The organism is Oikeobacillus pervagus (genome assembly GCF_030813365.1).
Classification (GTDB): Bacteria; Bacillota; Bacilli; order Bacillales; family DSM-23947; genus Oikeobacillus; species Oikeobacillus pervagus.
The window spans coordinates 128,376-153,320 of the sequence record NZ_JAUSUC010000002.1; the positions used below are offsets into that span (position 1 = coordinate 128,376).

General features: G+C 38.0%; 19 protein-coding genes and 3 pseudogenes. 2 read left to right on the top strand and 20 right to left on the bottom strand.

All coding sequences use genetic code 11. The annotated features are described in order from the left end of the window. Positions 1 to 48: 48 nt before the first annotated feature. From deoC to gpr, 13 genes are all read right to left on the bottom strand, one after another. Entirely contained in the window at positions 49 to 720 is a 672-nt protein-coding gene (gene deoC, locus J2S13_RS01595) for a deoxyribose-phosphate aldolase (protein WP_307255922.1), read from the bottom strand. Positions 721 to 989: 269 nt separating this feature from the next. Continuing rightward, the gene (gene mtaB, locus J2S13_RS01600) at positions 990 to 2,345 is read right to left on the bottom strand and encodes a tRNA (N(6)-L-threonylcarbamoyladenosine(37)-C(2))-methylthiotransferase MtaB (RefSeq protein ID WP_307255923.1); all 1,356 of its coding nucleotides are present in this window, start codon (positions 2,343 to 2,345) and stop codon (positions 990 to 992) included. A gap of 5 nt (positions 2,346 to 2,350) precedes the next feature. Next, positions 2,351 to 3,103 (bottom strand): 16S rRNA (uracil(1498)-N(3))-methyltransferase, encoded by a 753-nt coding sequence (locus tag J2S13_RS01605; protein ID WP_307255924.1) that lies wholly within the window; start codon positions 3,101 to 3,103, stop codon positions 2,351 to 2,353. A 132-nt stretch (positions 3,104 to 3,235) separates the two neighbouring features. Beyond that, the gene (prmA, locus tag J2S13_RS01610) at positions 3,236 to 4,174 is read right to left on the bottom strand and encodes a 50S ribosomal protein L11 methyltransferase (protein ID WP_307255925.1); all 939 of its coding nucleotides are present in this window, start codon (positions 4,172 to 4,174) and stop codon (positions 3,236 to 3,238) included. A gap of 23 nt (positions 4,175 to 4,197) precedes the next feature. Further along, on the bottom strand, positions 4,198 to 5,313 hold the full coding sequence (dnaJ, locus tag J2S13_RS01615) for a molecular chaperone DnaJ (RefSeq protein WP_307255926.1): 1,116 nt from the start codon (positions 5,311 to 5,313) through the stop codon (positions 4,198 to 4,200). 191 nt (positions 5,314 to 5,504) lie between these two features. Next, on the bottom strand, positions 5,505 to 7,340 hold the full coding sequence (dnaK, locus tag J2S13_RS01620) for a molecular chaperone DnaK (protein ID WP_307255927.1): 1,836 nt from the start codon (positions 7,338 to 7,340) through the stop codon (positions 5,505 to 5,507). 32 nt (positions 7,341 to 7,372) lie between these two features. Continuing rightward, positions 7,373 to 7,948 (bottom strand): nucleotide exchange factor GrpE, encoded by a 576-nt coding sequence (gene grpE, locus J2S13_RS01625; RefSeq protein WP_307255928.1) that lies wholly within the window; start codon positions 7,946 to 7,948, stop codon positions 7,373 to 7,375. A gap of 139 nt (positions 7,949 to 8,087) precedes the next feature. Continuing rightward, positions 8,088 to 9,116, bottom strand: coding sequence for a heat-inducible transcriptional repressor HrcA (gene hrcA / locus J2S13_RS01630; protein ID WP_307255929.1), 1,029 nt, complete (start codon positions 9,114 to 9,116; stop codon positions 8,088 to 8,090). A 140-nt stretch (positions 9,117 to 9,256) separates the two neighbouring features. Continuing rightward, the gene (gene hemW / locus J2S13_RS01635; protein ID WP_307255930.1) at positions 9,257 to 10,393 is read right to left on the bottom strand and encodes a radical SAM family heme chaperone HemW; all 1,137 of its coding nucleotides are present in this window, start codon (positions 10,391 to 10,393) and stop codon (positions 9,257 to 9,259) included. Between the two features lie 173 nt (positions 10,394 to 10,566). Continuing rightward, positions 10,567 to 12,399: a translation elongation factor 4 gene (gene lepA, locus J2S13_RS01640; protein ID WP_307255931.1), complete on the bottom strand. Its 1,833-nt coding sequence runs from the start codon at positions 12,397 to 12,399 to the stop codon at positions 10,567 to 10,569. A 194-nt stretch (positions 12,400 to 12,593) separates the two neighbouring features. Beyond that, positions 12,594 to 12,926: a DUF3679 domain-containing protein gene (locus J2S13_RS01645; protein WP_307255932.1), complete on the bottom strand. Its 333-nt coding sequence runs from the start codon at positions 12,924 to 12,926 to the stop codon at positions 12,594 to 12,596. A gap of 74 nt (positions 12,927 to 13,000) precedes the next feature. Then, positions 13,001 to 14,191, bottom strand: coding sequence for a stage II sporulation protein P (spoIIP, locus tag J2S13_RS01650; RefSeq protein ID WP_307255933.1), 1,191 nt, complete (start codon positions 14,189 to 14,191; stop codon positions 13,001 to 13,003). Between the two features lie 203 nt (positions 14,192 to 14,394). After that, positions 14,395 to 15,504 carry a GPR endopeptidase gene (gene gpr / locus J2S13_RS01655; protein WP_307255934.1) on the bottom strand — a complete coding sequence of 370 codons (1,110 nt, stop codon included), beginning with the start codon at positions 15,502 to 15,504 and terminating at the stop codon, positions 14,395 to 14,397. 208 nt (positions 15,505 to 15,712) lie between these two features. Between gpr and rpsT the strand changes: the two genes are divergently transcribed. Beyond that, positions 15,713 to 15,973 carry a 30S ribosomal protein S20 gene (rpsT, locus tag J2S13_RS01660; protein WP_307255935.1) on the top strand — a complete coding sequence of 87 codons (261 nt, stop codon included), beginning with the start codon at positions 15,713 to 15,715 and terminating at the stop codon, positions 15,971 to 15,973. A 116-nt stretch (positions 15,974 to 16,089) separates the two neighbouring features. Here the strand turns inward: rpsT and J2S13_RS01665 are convergent. The 7 genes and pseudogenes from J2S13_RS01665 to J2S13_RS01695 form a co-directional block, all read right to left on the bottom strand. After that, a pseudogene (locus tag J2S13_RS01665) lies at positions 16,090 to 16,386 on the bottom strand (transposase); the annotation flags it as partial. Between the two features lie 20 nt (positions 16,387 to 16,406). Next, on the bottom strand, positions 16,407 to 16,649 hold the full coding sequence (locus tag J2S13_RS01670) for a helix-turn-helix domain-containing protein (protein WP_307255936.1): 243 nt from the start codon (positions 16,647 to 16,649) through the stop codon (positions 16,407 to 16,409). Between the two features lie 59 nt (positions 16,650 to 16,708). Beyond that, the gene (locus J2S13_RS01675) at positions 16,709 to 17,146 is read right to left on the bottom strand and encodes an SMI1/KNR4 family protein (protein WP_307255937.1); all 438 of its coding nucleotides are present in this window, start codon (positions 17,144 to 17,146) and stop codon (positions 16,709 to 16,711) included. An 18-nt stretch (positions 17,147 to 17,164) separates the two neighbouring features. Then, on the bottom strand, positions 17,165 to 19,072 hold the full coding sequence (locus J2S13_RS01680; RefSeq protein WP_307255939.1) for a T7SS effector LXG polymorphic toxin: 1,908 nt from the start codon (positions 19,070 to 19,072) through the stop codon (positions 17,165 to 17,167). A gap of 1,116 nt (positions 19,073 to 20,188) precedes the next feature. Continuing rightward, positions 20,189 to 20,419, bottom strand: a pseudogene (locus J2S13_RS01685) (IS4 family transposase); the annotation flags it as partial. A 116-nt stretch (positions 20,420 to 20,535) separates the two neighbouring features. Beyond that, complete coding sequence (gene ltrA / locus J2S13_RS01690; protein ID WP_307255940.1) at positions 20,536 to 22,416, bottom strand: group II intron reverse transcriptase/maturase; 1,881 nt, start codon at positions 22,414 to 22,416, stop codon at positions 20,536 to 20,538. 743 nt (positions 22,417 to 23,159) lie between these two features. Then, positions 23,160 to 24,056 (bottom strand): annotated as a pseudogene (locus J2S13_RS01695) (IS4 family transposase); the annotation flags it as partial. A 266-nt stretch (positions 24,057 to 24,322) separates the two neighbouring features. Between J2S13_RS01695 and J2S13_RS01700 the strand changes: the two are divergent. Continuing rightward, positions 24,323 to 24,945, top strand: a 623-nt coding sequence (locus tag J2S13_RS01700) for an IS1380 family transposase (protein ID WP_307255941.1), incomplete at its 3' end; no start/stop codon positions are given.

The window sequence follows — 24,945 nt, forward strand, 5'->3', positions numbered from 1 at the left end:
TGGGGGTTGTTCATTCCCACTGATTGTTCGTTAAACAGGTGTTTTTTCTTAATAATCGCTTTCACTTGTATAGCCCTCGATAATGGCGACTCCAGAGCTTGCACCAATTCTAGTTGCTCCTGCTGTAATCATCGCTTTTGCATCCTGAACACTTCTTACTCCACCTGATGCTTTTACCCCAATTTCTGGGCCTACAGTTTGACGCATTAGTTGTACATCTTCTACCGTTGCTCCACCAGTCGAAAAACCGGTAGATGTTTTCACATAATCCGCTCCACATTTAACAGCTAGTTCACAAGCTTTTACCTTCTCTTCATCTGTAAGAAGTGAAGTTTCTATGATAACCTTCGTCAATGCCTTCCCTTTTGCAGCAGCTGTAACAGCCTTAATATCTTTTTCAACTAAGCAATCATTCTGGCTTTTTAAGGCTCCAATATTGAGCACCATATCCACTTCTGTTGCCCCATTTTCAATTGCATTTGTCGTTTCAAATGCTTTTGTCTCCGGTGTAGTCGCTCCAAGTGGAAATCCAATGACTGTACACACTTTTACATCAGAATTCTCCAGAAGTTCACTTGCATATGATACCCACGTAGGGTTTACACAAACAGAAGCAAATCTATAGTTTTTTGCCTCTTCACATAATTTTCTAATTTGTTCCTTTGTCACTTCAGGTTTTAATAATGTATGATCAATCATCTTCGCAATTGTTTCAGACATGTTTAAACTCCTTCCAGTAGGTTGTACGTACCTCTTAATTGTACCACGGTCTCAAATGAATATCGAGAAACGATCATCGAAGCTATTTTTTGCATGATCTTACTCCACGATCCTTGGAATTAAGAGGTCGCTTCTGCAAAATAATCCCTTTTTCTAAAATCCATAGGAAATAAAGACAATCTACGAAAAATATTTGACTAAAACGAAAAAGTGCCCATTCCATTGATAACCAATCACGTTACCATGGAACGAAAGCACTCTTTTTCCTTTTAGTTTATTGCAGCTGTTTTTTCTGCTGGAACATCATCGACAACTCGGACGAATTGACCTTCATTGTATGGATATCCCGCTTTAGTAATTTTGATTTTTACAATTTTCCCGACCATTTCTTCTGTTGCAGGAAAGACAACCTTCAAATAATTATCTGTATATCCTTCATAAAGTCCACTATCAGGATCTGCTTTATATTTTTCTTCAGGAATGACTTCTAATACTTCATTTTCAAATTGAGAAGCATACTCCTTCGCCAATTGGTTTGACAGTTCAATAAGACGATGGACACGTTCATTCTTCACTTCTTCATCCACTTGATCTTCCATTCGAGCAGCAGGGGTCCCCGTTCGTTTTGAATATGGGAACACATGCAGTTCAGAAAAATGATGTTCTTTAACAAAACGATACGTTTCCATGAACTCCTCTTCTGTCTCACCTGGAAAACCAACAATGACATCTGAAGTGACGGCTAGTCCAGGAAGAGCTTGGCGAAGTTTCGTAAGTCTGTCGCCAAAAAACTCCATTGTGTATTTACGGCGCATTCGTTTTAACACCGAGTTGGATCCTGATTGCAATGGAATATGAAGATGTCGCACGACGATGTTCGACTGATCGATCACTTGAATGACCTCATCTGTTAATTGACTTGCTTCGATCGAGGAAATGCGGATGCGTTTAAGTCCCCTCACCTCTGCTTCTAAATCCTTCAACAACATCGCTAGATTATAGTCCTTCATGTCGGACCCGTAACCACCTGTATGAATTCCTGTAAGGACAATCTCTTTATAGCCTGCATCTACTAATTGTTGTGCCTGTCGCACTACTTCTTTAGGATCGCGAGAACGCATTAATCCCCGAGCCCACGGAATAATACAAAATGTACAGAAATTATTACATCCCTCTTGAATTTTTAAAGATGCACGTGTTCGGTCAGTAAAAGCAGGGACATCCAATTCCTCATATACACGGTTTTTCATAATATTTTTAACACCGTTAATCGGTTCACGTTCTTTTTTATACTGCTCAATATAATCAAGCATTTTCGCACGGTCTTGTGTTCCAACGACAACATCCACCCCAGGTATCGCCATAATTTCAGCTGGGGATGTTTGGGCATAACAACCGGTCACACAAATAACGGCATCCGGATTTTTGCGAACAGCACGACGAATCACTTGGCGACTTTTTTTATCTCCTGTGTTCGTTACTGTACAAGTATTGATCACATATACATCAGATGTGGAATCAAACTCGACACGTTCATAACCTTTGTCTTTAAATAATTGCCAGATGGCTTCAGTTTCATAATGGTTGACTTTACATCCTAGTGTTTGGAATGCCACATTTGGCATCATCATCACCTCATAAGTTCTAAGTGGTAGGAAATCGCTGACAAGGCATATAAAGGCGCTGTTTCTGTGCGCAAAATTCTTGGTCCTAATCCAACAGGTAAAAATCCGCAATCTTTCAAGATCTCTGCTTCCCGATCAGAAAACCCTCCCTCAGGACCAAAAACAATAAGTAAACTTTCTTTCTTTTTGATTTTACTTAAAGTCGTATAAAATTGTTCACTTTCGCCTTGCTTTGCTTCTTCCTCATAAGCAAATAATTTATATTGATAATGTTCACTTATTTGAATGAATCTTTGTAAATCCATTGGGGGTTCAATTATCGGAATTTGACTCCGATGACATTGTTCTGCGGCTTCCTTCGCAATTTTCCCCCAACGTTCTACCTTCTTTTTTTCTTTCTTTTTATCCCATTTTACGACGGAGCGATCTGCGATAAAAGGGATAAATCGACTTGCACCTAATTCTGTGCCTTTTTGTATAACAAGCTCCAATTTATCCCCTTTCGGCAGTCCGCTCGCAATTGTCACATGTATAGGGAGCTCGGAGCTCTCATTGATCCATTGTACGATAGTTACGGTAGCCTGTTCATTGGAAATATCTTGTATCTCAGCTATTCCGACTTGTCCATCGGAAAAAACAATATAGACAGAATCACCTTTTTTCATTCTCATGACTCTTGTCAGATGGTGAAAATCTTCTCCTTCAATTTTATAAAGATCACCATCTGTTGGGGGTTGATTTAGAAAATATCTTTGCACGATTGCCACCTCATTCATAAAACACTAGGAGCTTAACCCTTTACAGAACAAGGTAAGCCTTATCTAATATACCTGATAGTTTGATGGGTTGAAGCTTGGAAGCCAAAACGCCTCTTTTTCTATGATGGTTTGTTATTTTATTTTTGCAATAATGGCTATCCAATCTTCCATCGCAATCGTTTCTGTTATTTCAAATCCAACAGATTCGATTGCGGACTTCACTTGATCTTGCTTTTGCTTTATAATTCCCGATGCGATAAAATATCCGTTTTGTTTTACCGCCTTTGCCACATCACCAGTAAAACTTACAATCACCTCGGCCAATATATTAGAGACAACTATATCGACCTTCTCCTGAATTCCATCCAACAAATTATTAAGAGAAACAGAAATATTTGCTTCCACTTTATTTAATCGAATATTGGATTTGGCTGATTCAACGGCAACAGGATCAAGGTCTAAAGCTGTAACTTGTCTCGCACCTAACAGAGCAGCTCCAATGCTGAGGACACCAGAACCTGTTCCAACATCCACAACATGGTCGCCTTCTCTGACCGTACGTTCAAGAGCTTGCAAACACATCACAGTCGTTGGGTGTGTTCCAGTTCCAAACGCCATCCCTGGATCCAATTCAATGATTAATTCATCACTATTGATGGGTTGATAATCCTCCCAAGTGGGAACAATTGTAAATTTTGATGAGACTTTTACAGGATGAAAATATTTTTTCCATGCAGTGGCCCATTCTTCCTCATGAACTTCATTAATAGAGATTTCATTTTTTCCAACATCAATATTAAATGAAGCAAGATTATGGATGGATTGTTTTATTTCCTCTACTGTTTCCCCAATAAAACTATTCAAGGGTAAATAAGCTTTGATCATAACACCTTCAGAAGGATAATCATTGGGATCGAGTTGGTAGATTTCTCCGAATTGATTTTCTCGGACTTTTTCCAATTCTAATGGGTCCTCAATCACCACGCCACTTGCGCCTGCATCATGTAATATGTTCGAAATTGCTTCAACTGCTTCATTTGTTGTTAAAATGCTGATTTCTGACCATTTCATTGCTACCAACCCCAATCCTCAAATTAATCACGTTTAATCGCGCGTTTTACCTTGTCAAAAAAGCTCTCTTGTTGTTCATCTGGTGTTGAACCACTTATTTCAGCAAACTCTTTTAATAATTGCTTTTGTCTGTCTGTTAATTTCGTTGGTGTGACGACTTTCACTACTATATGCTGATCCCCTGTACCATACCCGCGGACATTTGGTACGCCTTTTCCACGTAATCTGAATTTAGTTCCTGATTGTGTACCTGCAGGAACTTTTAATTTCACTTTTCCATGTAGTGTCGGTACTTCAATTTCATCACCTAAGGCCGCTTGTGCGAACGTAATTGGCATTTCACAATAGATATCATCCTCATGACGTTCAAAAAATTCATGCGGTTTCACACGGAACACGATATAAAGATCACCAGGAGGTCCTCCATTTATTCCTGCCTCCCCTTGAGCTGAAACCCGGAGTTGTTGACCATCGTCAATTCCAGCTGGAATTTTCACACTGATCTTTCTTCGTTTTTGAACTCGACCACTTCCACCACATGTACGACATTTATCTTGAATGATCTGACCGGATCCACCACAATGGTGACAAGTACTGCGATTTACAATCCGGCCAATCGGGGTATTCTGTTCCACACTAATTTGACCTGATCCATGACAGTACGAACATGTTTCTTTTTTCGTACCTGGCTTTGCTCCAGAACCATGACATGTATCACATTCTTCTTCTTTTGGGATTTCAATTTCTGTTTCTTTCCCAAAAAAGGCTTCCTCAAAATTGATCGTCATTGTATATTGCAAGTCAGCCCCAGCTCTTGGTGCGTTCGGATCTCTTCTCCTTCCGCCACCACCAAAGAATGAATTGAAAATATCCTCGAATCCACCAAAGCCTGAACCACCGAAGCCACCGAAACCTTGATTTGGGTCCGTATGACCGAATTGATCATATTGCGCTTTCTTTTGTTCATCACTTAACACTTCATAAGCTTCAGCTATTTCTTTAAACTTCTCCTCTGCTCCAGCTTCTTTATTAATATCAGGGTGGTACTTTTTAGAGAGCTTACGATACGCCTTTTTTATTTCATCTTTCGAAGCATTCTTGCCTAAGCCAAGAACTTCATAATAATCCCTTTTACTCATTATTCAAACACTCCCGATTCTTTCACATAAAGGATATTTTAACATTTATATATATATTAACGCAATGTTTACGTAAAAGTGACATTCTTCCGCCTTAATCTTTCATCTTTCTTCGAAGCGTAGAGATAACTGCTTATTAAAAAAGCCAAAGCCAAGATAATCCTGACTTTGACTTTTTTTAATCAAGGTTATTATTTTTTATCGTCATCTACTTCTTCAAATTCAGCATCGACCACATTGTCATCTGCTTTTCCTGTTTCTTGGCCTTCAGCCCCTTGTGCCGCTTGTGCTTGTTTTGCCGCTTCTTCATAAAGCTTCACAGAAAGATTTTGGACAATTTCTTGTAACGCATCTTTCTTCGTGCGGATTTCTTCCAGTTCATTTTTCTCAATAGCTGATTTCAATTCTTCCTTCGCTTCTTCTGCTTTTTGCACTTCAGAAGCATCTACTTTTCCTTCTAATTCTTTCAAAGTCTTTTCAGTTGTGAAGATCAGTTGATCAGCTTCGTTTCTAAGTTCTACTTCTTCTTTACGCTTACTATCTGCTTCGGCATTTTCTTCCGCTTCTTTTACCATGCGATCGATTTCTTCATCTGAAAGTCCAGTAGATGATTTAATCGTAATATTTTGTTGTTTTCCTGTTCCCAAATCTTTCGCACTTACGTTCACGATTCCGTTCTTATCGATATCAAATGTTACTTCGATTTGAGGGACTCCTCTTGGAGCAGGTGGAATATCAGATAATTGGAAACGTCCTAACGTTTTATTATCTGCCGCCATTGGGCGTTCCCCTTGAAGTACATGAATATCGACAGCTGTCTGATTATCAGCAGCAGTAGAGAAAATTTGCGATTTAGAAGTTGGGATCGTTGTATTTCGATCGATCAATTTCGTTGAAACACCACCCATTGTTTCAATACCAAGCGAAAGTGGTGTAACATCTAATAATACAACATCTTTTACATCACCAGTTAAGACGCCACCTTGGACAGCAGCCCCCATTGCTACAACCTCATCTGGATTCACACCTTTATGAGGATCTTTACCTGTTTCTTTGCGGATAGCTTCTTGCACAGCAGGTATCCGTGTGGAACCACCCACTAAAATTACTTTATCGATTTCAGAAGGGCTTAGTCCAGCATCTTTTAGCGCCTGACGAGTAGGGCCCATTGTACGTTCTACGAGATCAGCTGTAAGCTCATCGAATTTAGCACGTGTTAGTGTTAACTCCAAATGCAATGGTCCAGCTTCACCCGCTGTAATAAATGGTAAGGAAATTTGAGTAGACGATACGCCTGATAAATCTTTTTTCGCTTTTTCAGCTGCATCTTTTAAACGTTGGACTGCCATTTTATCTTTTGATAAGTCAATACCATTTTCTTTTTTAAACTCACTTACTAAATAATCCATTACCACTTGGTCGAAATCATCTCCACCAAGGCGGTTATCCCCTGCAGTCGAACGAACTTCAAACACTCCATCTCCTAATTCAAGAATCGAAACGTCAAATGTTCCGCCACCAAGGTCATAAACCAAAATGACTTGATCTTCATCCATTTTGTCAAGACCATAAGCTAACGCTGCAGCTGTTGGCTCATTAATAATTCTTTCAACTTCCAAACCTGCAATTCGTCCAGCATCCTTTGTTGCTTGACGCTCTGCATCATTAAAATAGGCAGGAACAGTAATAACTGCTTTATCGACTGTCTCTCCAAGATATTCTTCAGCATATGATTTTAAATATTGTAAGATCATTGCAGAAATTTCTTGAGGTGTATAATCTTTTCCTTCAATTGAAATTTTATGATCTGTACCCATATAACGTTTCACAGACATCACTGTGTTTGGATTTGTAATTGATTGACGTTTTGCAACTTCACCTACTTGGCGTTCGCCGTTTTTGAATGCGACAACGGAAGGTGATGTACGGTTACCTTCTGGGTTAGGAATAACTTTTGGTTCCCCACCTTCTAATACCGCAACACATGAGTTTGTAGTCCCTAAGTCAATACCGATAATTTTACTCATGGTAAAAACTCCTCCTTAATATTATATGTAATCTACTGATTGACTTTTACCATTGAAGGACGAATCACACGATCCTTTAATTTGTATCCTTTTTGAAATTCTTCCACTACAATATTAGAATCATAGTTTTCATCCTCAGCTGTCATAACAGCTTGATGCAAGTTTGGATCGAATTCTTTCCCCATAGCTTCAATGATTTCAACGCCTTCTTTTTTCAACGCTTCAATGATCCCCTTGTACACCATTTCCATACCTTCTAAAATGGATTTCGATTGATCATTTGTAGCTTCAACCTTTAAAGCTCGCTCGAAATTATCAATGACAGGTAATAAATCAGATATCAAACTTTGCGCTCTATATTTTGCACTCGCCTCACGATCTAATTGAGCTCGTCGACGGAAGTTATCAAAATCGGCCATTAATCGTAAATAGCGATTTTCTGTTTCTTCTATTTTTTCTTCTAGTTCTTTCAATACTGTTTCTTCAGATGTTTCTTCAACCGTTTCCTCTTCCTGTTCTTTTGCTTCAGCAGACACTTCTTCAATCTCTTCACTTTGTTCAGAAACGCGATCTTCTGAAGTTTCATTTAAATTTTGTTGTTCTGTCATTCATTTCACCTCCTTATAATGCTATTACGATGTTACCTTATGAACATAAGCAATAAATCGTTCCTTAAAAAAAGCATAGTTGATGGGAAATCAGCAGAAAGCCTGATTTCCCCATCATCCTTCAATATAACCACACCAATTATCTAAAATACAGATTCGTTAAGGCTCGAGACATATCATGACTTAAGAAGTCAAGTAGACTAATCACTCTAGAATATTCCATTCTAGTGGGGCCTAAAATGGCGATCGTCCCTACCTGATCCATCCCTATAGAATAAGTCGATGTAATTAAACTACAATCTTCCATGGCGGTATTTTCATTTTCTTTGCCAATCTTGACTTGAATTCCTGTTGGGATTTGACGAATGAGGTGGTAAATTCCTTTCTCTTGCTCAATCATTTCCATAAGTAACTGGATCTTAGCAATATCATGAAATTCAGGTTGATAAAGCATATTTGCTTTTCCACCGAAAAACAATTTTTCATGAAAAGGAATGTCAATTGCATCTACGATTGTGCGTAAAATCGAGTCATAATTACGAATATGTTGTCTTAGTAAAACAACAACTTCCTTATATATCTTGTCATGTAATTCAATAATAGGAACGCCAATTAATCGATCATTTAAAATATTGATCATTTTTTCAATGTCCGCAGCATCCATATTGGGCGGCAATGAAAACATACGATTTTCCACATGTCCTGTATTCGTGACAATAATAGCAATCGCTGTTTCTTTGTTTAACGGAACGATTTGTAGTCTTTTCACTTTATTTTCTTTTATTTCCGGCCCTAGTACAATCGCAGTATAATTCGTTAGTTCAGACAGTATTTTCGCCGATTTCTGCACCACTTTTTCCATCTCATAAATACTCTCAGCAAATAGCGACCGAATTTTATTAATCTCTTCCCCGTTTAATTTTTGCGGATGTATTAAGTGATCTACATAATAACGGTAACCTTTTTCTGATGGTATTCTTCCTGAAGATGTATGGGTTTTCTCAATAAAACCCATTTCCTCCAAATCAGCCATTTCATTGCGAATTGTAGCAGAGCTTAGTGCTATTTCTTTTCTTTTTGAAAGACTACGTGAGCCGACTGGTTGCGCAGATCGAATAAAATCATCAATAATCACTTGCAAGATGAGTAGTTGACGATCTGTTAACAACATGCATCACCTCTGTTAGCACTCTGTAACTACGAGTGCTAATTCTACTTAATAAAGTATCAAATCAACTATTAGATGTCAATCATTTAACCTCTATTATCAAAGTTTAATCATAATTATTTTTCCGGACGGCGATGGATTTAATTCATCAAAAACATTTGAAATACTTCGTTTCCTAAAAAGCGCCCTTCTTTAGTCAAACGGATTGAGTCTTCATTTTTCTCTAATAGCTCTTTCCGAATGGCTTCAGCTATTTGATTTTCAAATATGTGCATAGGGGATTCACCAAATTTTTTGCGAAAATGCTGAATGGATACACCTTCTGTCTTGCGTAATCCAAGAAACATTTCTTCCTCCATTTTTTCCTCCACTGTTTGCAGATGTTCTTGGAAAACTGGTAATTGACCTTCCTTTTTCAACGGGGTTATATATTTTTTTAGTGGTCCAAAATTAGACTTTCGTTTTCCCTTAATATAAGAATGTGCCCCAGCTCCAAAACCATAATACTCATCATTATTCCAATATACTGAGTTATGGCGACTTTCAAACCCTCTCTTCGCAAAATTACTAATCTCATATTGATGAAGATGGTGCTTTTCCATTTGGTCCATCACCAATTCATACATACGAGCCTCTACCTCTTCCTTTGGCAAGGGAAGCTTCCCTTTTTGCATTAAGTTATAAAAAATGGTCTTCGGCTCAATGATTAATGAATAAGCTGAATAATGGGGCAATTCCAATGTGAAGGCTGTTTGTAATGTTTCACGGAAATCATCTAATGTTTGCCCTGGAAGTGCATACATCAAGTCGACACTAATATTTTCGAATCCAGCTGATTGTAGCCCATCTATGGTTGCGAACACATCTTTCCTTGTATGTGCCCGACCAATTTTCTTCAATAATTCATCATGAAACGATTGAACCCCGAGACTAATTCGATTGACACCGTATTCTTTTAAAACTTTTATTTTATCGACCGTTAACTCCCCAGGGTTAGCCTCAAAAGTAAATTCCCCCTCTGAAAAAGGGAGGGAGCTGCGAATATGTGAACAAAGCATTTCAAGCTGCTTCCTTGATAATGCCGTTGGGGTGCCCCCGCCGACAAAGATCGTTTTCAACTCTTTTGTCGGAAAATGTTCCATCGTTAATTCCATTTCTTTTCTAAGCGCGTGCAAATATTCATCTACAGGCTGATCTTTATAAAAAACTTTATTAAAATCACAATAATGACAAATATGATGGCAAAACGGGATATGAATATAGGCGGATGTGATCATTAGTTCATCCCTCCACTACTTTTTGGACTTTCTTTCATAACATAGGAGATTGATCCACCTTCAAAAAACGACAACCTCCTCATTCCTTTTTCATTAGAAATAGGGAAATTTTAAAATAAGAAAGGGGGTGAAGTGATGATACTTCCCCCCAAATGTTTGGAATTGTTTAATGCTTATTTATTATTTGTATCATCCATTTTTAACACTGCCATGAAGGCTTCTTGAGGGACCTCTACAGAACCGACTTGTTTCATACGCTTCTTCCCTTCCTTTTGTTTCTCAAGAAGCTTTCGTTTACGGGAAATGTCACCGCCATAACATTTGGCTAGTACATTTTTTCTCATTGCCTTAATTGTTGAACGGGCAACCACCTTATTTCCAATAGTCGCTTGTACTGGAACCTCAAACTGCTGTCTCGGGATAAGTTCTTTTAATTTTTCAACGATGACTTTCCCACGATCATAAGCAAAATCTTTATGCACGATAAAACTTAAAGCATCCACTTGTTCTCCATTTAATAATATATCCATTTTCACAAGTTTTGATTGTTGATATCCTATTAATTCATAATCAAACGAAGCATAGCCCTTTGTGTTTGATTTTAATTGATCAAAGAAATCATATACAATTTCCGATAGTGGAATTTCATAAATGACATTGACACGTGTTTCATCTAAATATTTCATGTCAATAAAATGCCCGCGTTTTGCTTGGGAGAGTTCCATAACTGCCCCAACAAAATCATTAGGTACCATCACTGTTGCACGTACATAAGGTTCTTCAACACGGTCAATCATTTGAGGATCCGGCATATTTGATGGATTATCAACACTAATCTCTGAGCCATCTGTTAAAAATACTTTGTAGATTACGCTCGGTGCAGTGGTAATTAAATCGATTTTGAATTCCCGTTCAATCCGCTCTTGGATAATCTCCATATGCAATAGACCTAAAAAGCCACAGCGGAAGCCAAACCCTAATGCTTGGGATGTTTCAGGCTCATATTGAAGAGCAGAATCATTTAATTCTAATTTTTCTAATGCATCACGTAAATCATTGTATTTAGCCGTATCAATTGGATATAATCCGCAATACACCATTGGATTTAATCTTCTATAACCAGGTAGCGGTTCTGTAGCTGGATGAATGGCAGAGGTGATCGTATCCCCAACACGTGTATCTCCAACGTTTTTGATCGAAGCCGTTAGAAATCCTACATCTCCAACCGTTAACTCTTCACAAGCAACAGGCTTTGGATTGTACACCCCTACTTCTGTTACTTCGAATTCCTTCCCCGTGGCCATCATTTTGATCTTATCTCCTACTTTTACCGTACCTTCAACAATTCGAATATAGGCAATAACGCCTCGGTAAGAGTCATAAAGGGAGTCAAAAATTAATGCTTGTAACGGTGCATCGGGGTCGCCTTCTGGTGCTGGAACCTTTTCGACAATTTGTTCTAAAATTTCCTCAATCCCAATTCCAGCTTTAGCAGAAGCTAATACCGCTTCAGACGCATCTAGACCAATGACATCTTCTATTTCTTGACGAACACGTTCAGGGTCCGCGGCAGGTAAATCGATTTTATTAATAATCGGGAGAATTTCAAGGTCATTATCAAGAGCTAAATACACATTAGCTAATGTCTGTGCCTCAATCCCTTGCGCAGCATCCACTACGAGAATTGCTCCTTCACAGGCAGCCAAACTCCGAGAAACTTCATAAGTGAAATCGACATGTCCCGGTGTATCAATTAAATGAAATGTATAATCTTGACCATCTTTTGCTTTATATTTTAGCTGAACCGCATTTAATTTAATCGTTATTCCACGCTCACGTTCTAAATCCATTGCATCTAATAATTGGCTTTTCATTTCGCGTGATGAGAGAGCATTCGTCTTTTCAAGAATGCGGTCTGCCAACGTTGATTTTCCATGATCAATATGTGCGATAATGGAAAAATTTCTTATATGTTGTTGTCTATTTAATTTTTCTTCCCGATTCATAAATTTTTCACTCCTGTTAAACGACACATGTAAACTATTTTTGATTATAACAGTGAAAAAAGCAAGATTCAACGAAAACTGCTAGTGGGACGACTGTTTCGTTCATTCAAACGATTATATTCAGTCATGCATTTTCATCCATCAATAAAAAACGACCATCTTCCTAATTTATAGAAAAATAGTCGTTTAATAAGCTAAATAAGCGAAGCAAACCACTCGGTAATGGTTGCTACAATGCTAGAAATGGTTGCAGCTAAATATTTCCCTATCGTTGAAAAAAAGTTAAAGGCCTTCATTTCCTCTAATTTTTCTTTCTTCTTCTCTAAGTCATGACTGGAAACTTCCTTACCAAGAAGAGATGTTTCCATATAATTCGAATCTTTTTGGAAAGAAATAGGTGCTTGGAAACTTTGGTCTTCAAAACCTTTCATTTTCGTAATCCCTTCGTTTGCTTTTTGCATCCCAATTAATACACCAATGAATAACAGGGAAGCGAGCAAAAAAGATTTAAACATAAATTTCGTCATTTTTCATCTTCCTTCATCGTTCATTGTTATTCTCCATTATGGTCAAATTTTCCGAATCGAAACAATTTGATCTATTATTGACTCTTCCTTGGTGTAGAATCAGGACGTCCACTCTCTAAAGCTTGCCAGTAATGCTCTGCGAAGATATCCGAAAAAGCTTCAGCTGTTCGCTTCAATTCTTCATACGTATTATCTACCCCACCGAATTCTATTAGTAAAGCATTTTGCGAGAGGTCTTGATTAAATTTCCCATTTGTATTGCTCCCTTGTTTTAGGATAACTCCTCGTGAAATTCCCTTATATTTCTTTTCCAACATTTTATGGAGCTCAGTCGCTAGATGAGCATTTTTTTCATAATTTGGGTGCTCTCCTCCAACGACAAAAGCCACTTTCGCATATTCTTTTCCGTTAATCTTGGCCGTTGTGACAGCTTTTCTTTGGGAATCCCGATGAATATCAAAAAAATATTGTAAATCTCGGTTATTGGTCATGGCTGAAGATACGACTTCTCGTGATTCATTATATGACGCTCCATATTTTAACCCTTTTTTACTTAAATTTTCGGCAATATCGGTAGGATCAATCACTGTTCCAATTCCTTTTGATTCAAGTTCTCCCTGTACAACCTCCCCTACCTTCGTCACATTCATGACAGAATGGTGAGCTGCATCCGGATCTGTCACCCCTTTTAGCAGTGGTAAGTAAGATTCTCGATTATGAGTAAAATATAAGAAAACCTTCTTTTTTCCTTTTGTAGATAATAAAGGGGGCTGTTTCTCTTTATCTTGTTGGTTATCTTGAAGTGTGATGGAGTCGCTTTCGTTTTTAGAATCTAGCAAATCCATAGATGGTTCGGATTCAATTGGCATATTCGTATAATTGGTCCCTTCCCCAGCGACTAATATTTTTCCATCAAAGATTGAAAAGCCAGGAAGTTCTCGGCCCAATAAACTTCGTGGATCTTGAAAGCGGACGTTTGTTGAAAATTGGAACAGCATTTCACTTAAGTTCGGCATACTGACATCTTCCATCTCCACTCCAGAAAATGTTTTATTCTCTAGCTTGTATAATTGAAATAAAGCTTCTCCGGTAACATTCTGTGTCGCACGGTGAATGGAATGAGAGGATAATCTGTAATCATACTTTAATGTCGTTAAAAGTCCAACCATTGAAAAAACAGAAAGTAGAGCAATGATAAAGAGTACGGCTCCTTTTATGATCGTTGAGAAATTGATAGCCAATATATAATGCGGCTGATGTTTCATCGTTCCACCCTTTCTACTTCAGTCTAGTAACATATTTATGACTGTATTCGAAAAGATAGAACGATGAAATCTAGGAAATGAAAAAACTCCAATTAGTAGAGGGACTTAATCTATATACATTTTTCTCTAGATTGGTTTTTTTAGCGTGGTAACAATTAATATTCAATGGGAGATGAAGAGTCCCACTGAATGAAGTTTCCATTTTATCTCGTATAGAACCCAGCTTCCTTTTGTCCAACAATAGAGTGAAGAGCAGCATTTAAACTATTGGCAATTAAATTGGCTGTATCCTCAATAAATACATCCACTTCTTTTGGAGTCACCATTAGGTTATGTCCTAAAGGAGTTAAAACTTCATGAATGAGACGGCGCTTTTCTTCATCCTCTAACGCCCCTATCATTCCTAGGAAGGCTTTTCTTTCAGTAGGCCCCGGTAAATCTTCTTCTGTTAGTTTTTTCGTTTCCCCAAATGTCATTCCTGCTGGTGTTAAAGATTTCGAAGGTTTGTCCCCTTCCTTCATTTCCCTCCCAAAATGCTTTAGGATGTAATCAATTGTATCACTCGTAATGGACACAGCATCCACTACTGTTGGAACACCGATCGCAATGACAGGTACTCCTAGTGTTTCTTCGCTTAATTCTTTTCGCTTATTTCCTACACCTGATCCCGGATGAATCCCCGTGTCCGAAATTTGAATCGTAGCATTCACTCTTTCAATCGCTCTGGATGCTAATGAATCGACCGCAATAATAAAATCAGGCTTGGCTTTTTCCACAACTCCGAAAATAATATCACTCGTCTCAATCCCCGTTAATCCCATCACTCCAGGAGAAAGAGCACTTACAGGTCGATATCCTTCTTCTACACTTTCTGGTTGTAATTTAAATAAATGATTGGTGACTAAAATATTCTCACAAACAAGTGGACCTAAGGCATCTGGTGTGACATTCCAATTCCCTAGTCCAACAATTAAACAACTTGCATCACGGTGAATTCCTTTCTTTTGTAGAAAATGCGAAAATTCCCTTGCAAACACTTCTGACACCTTTTTTTGAAAGTCAGAGTCTGATTGTCGTATTCGTTGGGCTTCAATGGTTAAATAGTTTCCCGCTTTTTTTCCAATTGTTTTCTCGCCTTCTGGAGTGATTTCCACATAAGATAGTTTTATATCATTTTCTTCTTTCTCCTTGATAATTACCCCTTCGATTTCCGATGTTGTTCCTTGTTGTTCATCTACCATTTCCTTGGCTTCTATCGCTAGATCTGTTCTTACAGAATACACGCTTAAATCTAATTGTTTATCATTTGTCATCTTCCCATCTCCTTCATGACCTGCTTCGTTATTTTTTATCATTTCCCATCCAATAAAACTTCATTCTGTTACTTAGACTTTTTGAACATCATACATAAGAGTATTGCAATATAAAGTTTCGTTTGATAAAATATCTTTTGTTCTATTGTTCATTGAAATGGGAAAATCGAGTAAAAAATAGAATCTCGATCTTGAGGAGGTGACACGGATGCCAAACATTAAATCTGCAATCAAACGCGCAAAAACAACTGAAGTTCGTAATGCACGAAATATTCAAGTTAAATCTGCTATGCGTACAGCTGTGAAAAAAGCTGAAGCTGCAGTTGTGAATAAAGACGAAAATGCAAAAGACCTTCTTTTCACTGCTGTTAAACAATTAGACAAAGCTGCTTCTAAAGGATTAATCCACAAAAATGCGGCTAACCGTACAAAATCACGTTTAATGAAGAAATTATCTGTTAACGCATAAGGTAAAACTTCATTTAGTGGAGTTAACTTACTGCCCGTTAATTGTAAATTGATTTTTTCTTAAACAAAAAAGGGGCTGTCTTATAAAGTTGGTTACCCCCAAAAGTTAGAGTTTTATTACGCAGCTGATTGGCTAGATTGAGTTCGGTATTCGATCGGACTCAATCCGGCCAATTTTTCTTTTGATCGTTCATTGTTATACCAGTAGATGTAATCTTCTATTCTTCTCTTTAATTCTTCATAACTTACTAGTTTTTCCCCATAGTACATTTCTTGCTTTAAAATGCCAAAGAAATTCTCCATCGAAGCGTTGCCTGCGCAGGTTGCTTTACGGGACATGCTTTGGAATACTTTATTTTCTTTTAATGTCCTCACCCATTGGTTGTGTTGGTAATGCCAGCCTTGATCGGAATGGATAGTGGTGCGATAGGTTGCTAAGAAGCACCTGTATTTAACATAAATTGTATCGTATCTAATTTAAATTGAACAGAGTACTTCTTTTTAGACTTACTTCGTATTAACCCATCCATTCCTTGTGTCTCATAGGCTTTCACCCATTGACGTATAGGTGTCTGACTGCCCATATTATATTTTTTTGCCAATGATCCATACCCAATGTTGCCCTCTAAATACTCGGTGACAAGCTTTAGTTTAAATTCTTCACTATATTTTGCCATAAAAACACCCCCGAAAGTTAGATTTATTACTCTAACTTTCGGGGGTCGGTACCTATCCATTATTCTGATTCATATAAGTTATTAAAGAACCCAGTAAAACTATCTGCAAGGATAAACATATTGTCCATTTCGTCTTCGGGTTCTATATCATGAATCCAAAAATATACTTTTCCCTGATACTCTCCACTAACTCCTAATAAAATCTCATTTCCTCCAGGGTCATTACCAATTGAAATAAAATCTTCTGGTATTTCTCCTTCTAATACCTCAAATACTTTACCTAAATTACTTTTCATATCGCCAATTCCATAAAACTTATTGACTAAACTTTCTCCTTCATCATCAGAGATTTTAAAGTTAGATTCTTGAGGAAATCCTCCATTGTATTCTAGTAGAAAATCAACATATTGCTTAGGTAGCGTAACTTCATACTCTTGTTCAAATTGTTTTATATCCTGTAAAGAAACTTTTGGATTTACACTAAGCATTTTTGTCATACTCTCACTCCTATATCATTACTTATTTTTCCCATTAACCTTTGATTGACCACCAATGTGCCTAAACTCTCTGTGGATATCTTCATCTACTAGCATCATTGTTTTTCCATCTTCATGATGATGCCACGTATAACCGTCTGGCGGCTTTCTAATATCTATTATTGGTGGATCAGTATCTTTTGTAAGTCTAGCTGCTTTGTTTGCATTTTCAAAATCTTTCGGATTATTTTTAGGCGAATGAACTTCTATTTTTACAGGCTTAACATTTGGATGCATAAAAGGTGTAAAATCTGGAAAACCATTCGGGTAGCTTACTGATGTTCCAGACTTGTTAGTATAAGTCCAAGTACCATTATTTTCGATGAAGATACTTCCACCCTTTTTATACCACTTTTCAGGTATTGGAGAGTTCATTGGTTTAGTCTCCAATATTTCTTTAGTGAAATCTTCTATTTTTAACTTATTACCTTTACCTATACCCTTAGTAGCCCTCTCAGTAACTTCCCTAGCGAACATCACCAACTGGTCTCTTAAGCGAAGCCCGTCTACTACATTATAAGGAACGTTTCCCCCAGGTGCCAATTGGTATTGCGGGCCATATGGGAATAAATTAGGGATTTTTACTTTTGCCGCTTCATTGGCGACTTTTTTCGCACCTTCTTTGGCGACTTTTGTCACCGTAGTTCCTGTTTTTGCTGCACTTCCAGCCCCTTTTGTTCCTATGATTGTTCCAAGCGCATAGGTTACCCAATGGGCCCGACTTTCTGCATCTCCATTCACCATGTCGCGGTTATAGGATTCTTTTATCGCACCCGCCATATATTCCCATGTATCCTTTGGATTTCTGATCATCTGGGCGACGGACTCCCCTGTTTGAATCGGGTGTCGAACCATTTGATAAGCCCCTTCAACTGTATCGACGGCGACATCCTTTACTCCAATAGCTGCTCCCTTCATCGTTCTGCCGGTTGTTTTTAAGGTTGAAATCAAGAAATGATCTTTCTTTTCTATAGAAGCTTCTTTCTTCTTTAACTTGTTCAATTCCACTTCAAATTTTTGGATTCCACGCAGGATTCCAACATACTCTTGCCGATCCAACTCTCCATCCTTTAACTTTTGAAAGGCGATGCTGATGGTCGCTTTTCCATCCTCGCTTACATCATCCAATATAGCCTCTTTGGCTTTTTCTATTTCTGACAGTGGCATATTTTCTATCGTTTTGGTATTGATTTCTTCCGTTTTTTTCGGCTTTCGATTGTAAATGCTATCCATGATCGTTTGATGGGAGGCGATATCCTGAATGGCTTCTACACGGTCATTTTCAATCGTTAGCCCCCCACTTTGAAACTTGGATTCCAACTCCGATAGGTATGTTCCCATGGTTTGAATATTTTCTTCTGTTTTTTTCAGAAGGGACACCCCGTAGTTGTCTAGAATATGTAGTTCCTCTACTGTTGTCTCAGCATATTTCCTTCCCAGTTGGATATTGTTCATTACCTCGGAATCATCTATCTTTTGAAGGGACACGATATCTTCTACACTCTGGATGATCCTGTTGGCTTCATCTGTAAGTTCTTCTGTCTTTTCCTTCAAATGACATAGGCCATCTTCTACGTTCTGTTCTAAAAATGTCTCCCTGATCAATCCCGAATGATTGGGTTCAAACGTATTAACCGCTTCTTTCAATTTTTCTAGAGCCATTTGGTAATCTACTAAGGATTGAGCAAGAAAAATTAAAAATGGTTGATGGCATTCATTATAAAAGTGACGGATGGCCTTTCCGCCTTCTCCTTTTAATGCCTCATCTAATTGATAAAAGTCTCTGACTGCTCGTTGAATCGCTGAAATCTGCCCAAATGAAGATTCAATTCTCTGAATTATTTGGTCAATCCCCTCTTGCAAACTACTCACTTCTAATACTTTCAATGAGACACCTCCCGAATCTGCATAATTGTGTCAAATCATTGATGTTATTGATTAACTATATCCATCTCATTAAGGCCATTAGCAAAATATGTATTCAAATAGGATAATAAATGGAAGTATATTTTTTCATAGATTATTTAGGGCTATTTCATGGATGAAAAAAGAGGACTTAAGAATGAGATTAGTCAATGGCTAAATTTTTAATCAACTATTTAGCCAAATGAAATTGAACACTTTTCCACAAAAGTTCCCTTGGCTAAGCAATGATCGTTTTATTAACATTTGTTTAAAGTTGGAGGGAAGAAAAAAAGAAATAAAACGATGGTTTACGGAAGTTGATGATGAGAGCTGAAGAACTCGCAGCAACTCGGCTCCGGTATGTACAGGTGCCAAATCGTTTAGTTCCGTACCGCAAGCTGGCGTATGAAGTAGTGGGTGTTGATGAAGAAAATGAACTTGTAGATATTTCGCCGTCCCTACTAGCAAACTGTAATTCCTTTAATCCGAAGTTCTCCAATAGGAAACATACGCTAATTCTTTCGTGAAACCCATGTGAACAATATATTCCGCTTGATACCTGTGATGGAAACTTTCATGGAAATGTGAGAAGTACTAGTGTTTCAATTGATAAAAAAATGGACAAAATTACCAACTTCAGGTAACCGGACAATTTCAACTTCAACCCCATTAAAAAAGGTAAAATCATCGAAATATCTTCGTCACTCTGCGTTCAAATCCCAAAAGTAGACAATATAACTCATCATCTCGAAGTATCACCGATTGGTTTTAATGTCCGACAAGGAAAGCGCTTGACAGCCGTCCACCAATCTGAGGTAGGGTTATCATGATTAGAAGGAAAAATATGGCATGTATGCCCTGTGATTAAATCGCTCTATCGTAATGAGCAGGGGTGCTGTAATTTAAAACTCCTTGAATGCGCTTTTGATTACAACAATGTATTATTTTTTAACCACTAGCGTCGCATAAATATTGATTAAATTTTCAGTCTTTATCTTCATTCCATTTAGAGTAAAAAGAAAGATGCTCAAGCAGAGGTAGTAAACATCCATTTTTTTACTATAACCTTTGGCAAGTGCGACAGATACGTTGAAATCCTTATGGGACGGTATTTCCTTGGATTTTTCGGACCCAAATTTGTTCTGGTTTCCATAAAGCTACTTTCAAATAACGACTAATTTGTAAGTACGATCGCTTACTTTTTGTATTCAGTTGAGCTAATACATTTAAACAATACACGATCATAGCTATATACACTTGGTTGTGTACAGCTTGTTCACTCTGAACATAAAATTTTTTGATATTCAAGTGTTGTTTCATCCACTTGTAGCGATAGGTAAGAGTCACCCACGTCTATATCAAAGATATAACGTTTGGGGCTCTTTTCCCTCACCTCACACCGTGCGTGCGACTTTCACCGCACACGGCGTTCCATCAAATATCTTTTAACTAGACCCTATTAACTTTTCTCTAAAATCTTTTATCTTTTTCCAAAGTTTCCTGTCAAGATGTCCATAATTTTGGTGATTGTGAATCGCTTGATGACATTTCCTATGTACGGTTGCGAGATTTTGTACACGGTTTACTTCATCCATAGGTAAATAAGGACGTATGTGGTGAATGTGAATATCCCTAGGTGACCATATTTGTTCTGTACACACTCTGCATTTTCCGCAATCACGACTAAAAGCATATGCCCGGTTTAGAAAATACTCGAAATTATATAGTTTGTTAGTTTTCCCTTGTGCTATGAGTTCAGAGTAATGTAGGCTTAATATATCATCTGCTCTTGCCAAAGGAAGTCCCTTTCTTGTTCGTTTGCGATAAATATTTCTCCCTGTTTCGGAATAAGGAGTCTCGTTTTGATTTTTGCTTGTATTCCTTTTCCATTTGCAGAAGCCTAAATTGGTTATGCCAATCATCAATCCCCCGCTGAATTGAATTGCCGGTATCTGAGTGGTATATTCAGAATGGACAGATGTAAGATTGTTTACTAGATTGGCTGGTGTCCATTCTCCTCCGTATTTCTTAAGGGCTTTGTATGCTGTATATTGGATTAATTGGCTATATTTCCGCATTTCAATATTTACCCATGTTGCGATTTCGTAATATTGTATTATCCCTCGAATTTTGGAATTGATTTTATTGATTGTATGAATAAGTTCTTCTTTACTATCATTCATACGTTTTATTGCTTTGATGTCTTTTTGTATTTCTATAATTTTAGTATCAAGTCTCTCGGGGATAGGTTTTGTTCTTGTGACATATCCCGTACGGGATTTACCTTTGACTACTTTGTAACTAAATCCTATGAAGTGAATCGGCTTTACCCTAATATTTGTAATTAGCGTCTTTTCCTTAGATAATGTAAGCTTAAGGTTTGAATCCAAGTACGTCGAAATTTTCCTTATCCATTTTTCTGCGTTTTGTTTTGAATTCGTAATAAGTACCCAGTCATCGGCATATCTTACGAGATAGGCTGGTTTTAATCGACCACTGTTTTTAAGTGCTCGTATCTTTTTACTTTGGTTGGCATAGGAGTACTTTGTTGTCTTTTCTTCCCACTCTCGAGCGATCCATTGGTCGAAGCTATGCAGATATACGTTGGCGAGAAGGGGCGAGATAATTCCGCCCTGAGGAGTGCCTAAGGGATTCTCTTTTAATTCACCCATAATTCCCGTTTTAAGCATTTCCCTAATGATCATTAGCACTCTTCGGTCGCGTATTCCCATGTGCCAAAGCTTCTTAATTAGTATCGTATGATTGACTTTATCAAAGAACTTCCTGATGTCTCCTTCGATAATCCAATGGTAGCCTGTTTTGTGAGTAAGGTCAGTTACTCTAGCCATTGCCATATGCGTATCCCTCATAGGGCGAAATCCGTAGGAGTGTTTATAAAATTGCGCTTCTAGGATTGGCTCAATCACGATCTTTATGCATTCTTGAATAATCCGGTCTAGTATAGTAGGAATTCCTAATGGACGTTTTTCTTGTTTTCCGGGTTTGGGAATATATTCCCTTCGGATGAGTCTAGGTTTATAGTGTTGTAGAGTCTCTTGTACTCGACCAATCACTTTTTGGTAGTCCTGCTCAAGAATGTTTTTCCTCATAGTTTCTTGATCTGTGCCAGGCGTTTGGCTCCCTTTATTCGCTTTAATATTATGGATTGCGCTTAATATCACCACTTCAGAGGATATAACTTCCAGAAGTCCTTTGAATCTTGGGACATTCCCGTCTTGGATTTTTGTCTTTGTTTCCCCAAATAGTTTATCTTGCAGGCTTCGGAGTTCTGATTCTGATTTTGGATAGTTGAATTGTTGAACCAATGGCATCACCTCCATTTTAGGAGTTTGCTAATTTGGCTTTAGTCAGGTTTGCACAACGGCTTCCTCAGCAGATTAATTGGTCTAAAAAAAGAAAATATTGACTATGCCCCTTCGCTCCACCAGTATTACCTTGCTTCATCACTACTACGGGCTGCCGTCCTTTAGATTTAACGGTCATTTCCTACCGTTTAGAAGTATCGAATTTTACCATTCTTAACATCTTCCTCCAAAGTTCCTTTGTTCCCTGTATCTTAGCTTTACATATGTTACCTTAGCCTTCCTTTATGACCCGCCAACCATCCTTTTGTCCACGATTGAAAGGACTCAGAACTCTATTCCATTGATGGAGTAGAACAGATATTCATGCATTTTTCATTACATGATCCGTGATTGGCTCATTAGTATGAGTGGGAATCTTCATTTCGATTTCCCCGAACTTCCGAGCCGTACATCCAAGGATTCTTTCCAACACGAAGTGTTCTATAGACATAGTAACTTTATAGCCCCCCGACTACTTCGTTAACCACTTCTCAGGTCTACTTTTCGCCGACTTCACCGAGCTTCACACCTCATAATGGTAAACTAATGACGCATGTCGGAGTATTAGGGTAGAAATGTCAATCTTCATTTCTAAGCAAGAACGTCCCTTGCCAATTCAAATACAGAGTTAGACTTATTATTGTATAAGTCCTCCTAGTTTTATTGTTTCTCACGAAACAGATTAGCTAGGAAACAAAGCGCACGAAAAACAATTCAATGGCCCAACGTGATTTGTAAAGTTCAGCGATTTCATCAGCGCTTAAATCAAAGCGATTGGTCAATAAATGTAGCTGATTGCCTTTCGTATCTAGTACTTTGATCAAACGAAATCCATTTTCCGTTCGATTTTGCGTCGTTCCGATGACAACCAATTCATCCGATAAAACCGAAGAATCTTCAGGTAACGAAAACGTTTCGATGTTCCGTACAACCGCATTTTTACGCAAACGGGAAACGAAGAAATAGCCTTCATCTGTCATGTGATCGAATCGTTCATAATCCAAGTATCCACGGTCAAACACATACATGCATTCTTTATCATCGACAAGTATTTCAAGCTGACTACGGTCATGTTTGTTCGCGTTCGTAAGCACCGATTGATCTGGATAGGAACAGCCCTTTTCCATAAACACAAGGCGGAGATGGAGCTTCACACCTGATTTTGTTTTGCGGAATTTTGCCCACTTATGGTTGTTCAAGTTCAATGGTAATGTACTTGAATCAATGATTTTCAGTGGAGTCGTCATTTTTCTCCTTGTTGGAAAATCCGTTTTTGTGTGAATTTGCGTGACTAAATCAAGGAAAATGGTTTGAAAAAACTCAGTTGGAATTTGATTTAATCGTCTACCCAGTTGAGAGAAACTAATGGAATCAAGTAAGGTTGCTTTCTGTAATTCTTCCGAAAATACGCAATCACTTAAAGCTCGCAAGCTCTCCGTTTCATGGAGTTGTCCGTACAGTAGTAATTTCAAAAATGAATTCATATGAAGCTTCTTAGTATAGTAATTTAATTTATGGGTCTTCACTCTTTCCTCAAACAAATTGTTGGAAATGGGTGAAAGCCATTGTTCAAATGATGTTTTTCGTGTAATCTTATCCATGTGCGTTCCTTTATATTGGATTTGGATAGGTGACTACCACCAAACCATTATAAAGGATTTTTTTATGAAAAAACTTATTAACATAAAATTCAGATTTTGATATTAGTACTGCCTAGATTATTCACCGACAAATACAAAATTCCACTGAAATGCTGACTTACCGGCTTTTCAGTGGAATTCTCTTTTTCACTTATTAGATGAAAAAAGAATCCATTTCTGCTAAGGTTATAACGACCAAGAAACAACCAAAAGAAAGGATTCTTATGATGACAACTTTAACGCAAAAACCTTTACATTTCAACCGTTCTATTAAATTATCCAACGATGGGGGAGCACTTTCTTCTGACACAGGCGAATTCATTTTCCGTGAATTCGATGAGAAATTGGGCTTCTCACAAACCATCGCCAAACATCTCCAGTTAAAAGATGAACGCACGTATTGTATGCATGAAAACGATCAACTTTTTCGTCAAAAGATCTACCAACTTATTGCCGGCTATCACGAGGACGATGCAGCCGATCGTTTGACACATGATCCGGTTTTCACACACGTTCTTGGCACACCTGCTCTCGCTTCTCAACCGTCGTTATCACGATTTTTCAAGCGCTTTGACACGCAGGCACTGGATCAACTTCAAACGGCAAATCAGGAGTTACTTGACCGAGTTCATCGTATCCGACAATCGAAGGCACTCATTTTTGATCTAGATTCCACGCATGCCGACACATATGGAAAGCAAGAAAACTCTTCCTATAATGCGCATTATCACACAATGGGCTTTCATCCACTTGTCGCATTTGATGGGCTAACAGGTGATTTTTTGAAAGCTGAGTTGCGTCCCGGAAACGTTTATACTTCCACTGGTGTAGTTGATTTTATGCGCCCACT